Source organism: Komagataeibacter intermedius TF2, assembly GCF_000964425.1.
GTDB lineage: Bacteria > Pseudomonadota > Alphaproteobacteria > Acetobacterales > Acetobacteraceae > Komagataeibacter > Komagataeibacter intermedius.
This window is the reverse complement of record NZ_BANF01000449.1, coordinates 1-1,328: the sequence shown is the minus strand read 5'-3', so window position 1 is coordinate 1,328 and position 1,328 is coordinate 1. Positions and strand designations below refer to the sequence as shown.

3 protein-coding genes are annotated in these 1,328 nt (G+C 50.2%); all 3 read left to right on the top strand.

Annotated elements, in window-relative coordinates:
* The coding region (locus B7449_RS17995) for a DUF6878 family protein (RefSeq protein ID WP_048883995.1) at positions 1–389 on the top strand (389 nt) is incomplete at its 5' end.
* Position 390: 1 nt separating this feature from the next.
* Positions 391–759: a DUF6915 family protein gene (locus B7449_RS17990; RefSeq protein WP_039732523.1), complete on the top strand. Its 369-nt coding sequence runs from the start codon at positions 391–393 to the stop codon at positions 757–759.
* A gap of 188 nt (positions 760–947) precedes the next feature.
* On the top strand, positions 948–1,094 hold the full coding sequence (locus B7449_RS17985; RefSeq protein ID WP_242407738.1) for a hypothetical protein: 147 nt from the start codon (positions 948–950) through the stop codon (positions 1,092–1,094).
* Positions 1,095–1,328 lie beyond the last annotated feature (234 nt).

Below are 1,328 nucleotides of genomic sequence, written 5' to 3'. Positions count from 1 at the left end.
ACACGGAATCATATCTCGCATCAAAACACAACTGTAGTGCTAGGATTACAGCCGTTACAGTGTCGTTTGACGGTGAAGGAGATAGCGGCCAGATCGAGGAGATTGCTGTTGTGCCTGAAGGGGAGGATACACGGCTCGACGTCCTTGTCGATGCGGTGACGGCGAGGTGGACTGACTGCGAGATTGTCTCGGAACGTACTCCCCTGCGGGATGTCATCGAACAGGTCTGTTACGTCGCACTGGCCGAGACCAAGGGTGGTTGGGAAAACAATGAAGGTGCTTTTGGCGACTTCAGGTTTGACGTGGCCAACAGAACGCTGACGCTTGAATTTAACGGACGATATATGTCCACTGAATATTCCGAGCATAGCTGGACAGAGGAGGCCTGAAATGGCGCATAGTTATTATCATGCTCTCTCGTCGGTGCGGCAGTGGGGAGGTACGGCTGATGACTTCCTGCCTATCCATACCTGGTTCGACGAATCAAAATTGATTTCGGCCGATTTTCGGCATCGTGCGCTAAGACATCACGCGGAAGGAATCTTCCTCGCTGAGAGACTTTTTGGCGTTGTGCTGACAATTTCCACCGGGCGGGTTGTCCCGGTGCGGCTGATCGCCGAGCAGCATATGCGCGAGGACTTTGGGTTTATTCCGAGTTTCGTTGATTGGCTGAAGGAAATCCGCCCCCAGCCCTGGATGGGACGGGCGCAGCCCATTCATCGAAGCCTCGATCCCGCTTATGGCAAACTTTCAGAATAACAGAAGACTTCTGGAATACTGGCCGTGACGTAGCCCGTACGCAACTCCACGCGATTGATGACACCCTGGCGCAGATCCAGAGACGGAATTTCTACCAGCTAATCGTCCGGATTAGCTACACCGGGCCCTATTATCACGAATTTACAATGATCGTCACTGTGATACGTAAAAGTCAGACCGGTTTCGAAATGACAGAAGACGCCGCGCAGATACCCTCTGATGTCATGCGTGATCTTGCACGATGGTTGTATCGCTCTCTCGAAACAGCATGGGATTACAAATCTTCCGATGACGCCATCGATGACGCCATTCGCATCAATGAATATACGGCGTAGCTTTGAGAGGGTCCATTAGGACATGCATGTGAACCGTGTTTGCAAGCAGAGAAACAGAAACTTTTACAAATATAAAATATAGTATTTTTTAATAATGCTCCGAGATGTGTGTATAAAGCAAGATAATATAAAATAATTATAATAAATAAAAAACAAATATAGGGAGGATCGGCACCACAGTCCAGCCTGTCGCGCAAGGGGTGGCTCCTCGCCGTGCGCGATGGCTGCGCCATC

What these genes read in the sequence shown, in the direction of transcription:
- B7449_RS17990 (WP_039732523.1), top strand. Translation starts at nt 391, where the DNA reads ATGGCGCATAGTTATTATCATGCTCTCTCGTCGGTGCGGCAGTGGGGA.
- B7449_RS17985 (WP_242407738.1), top strand. Translation starts at nt 948, where the DNA reads ATGACAGAAGACGCCGCGCAGATACCCTCTGATGTCATGCGTGATCTT.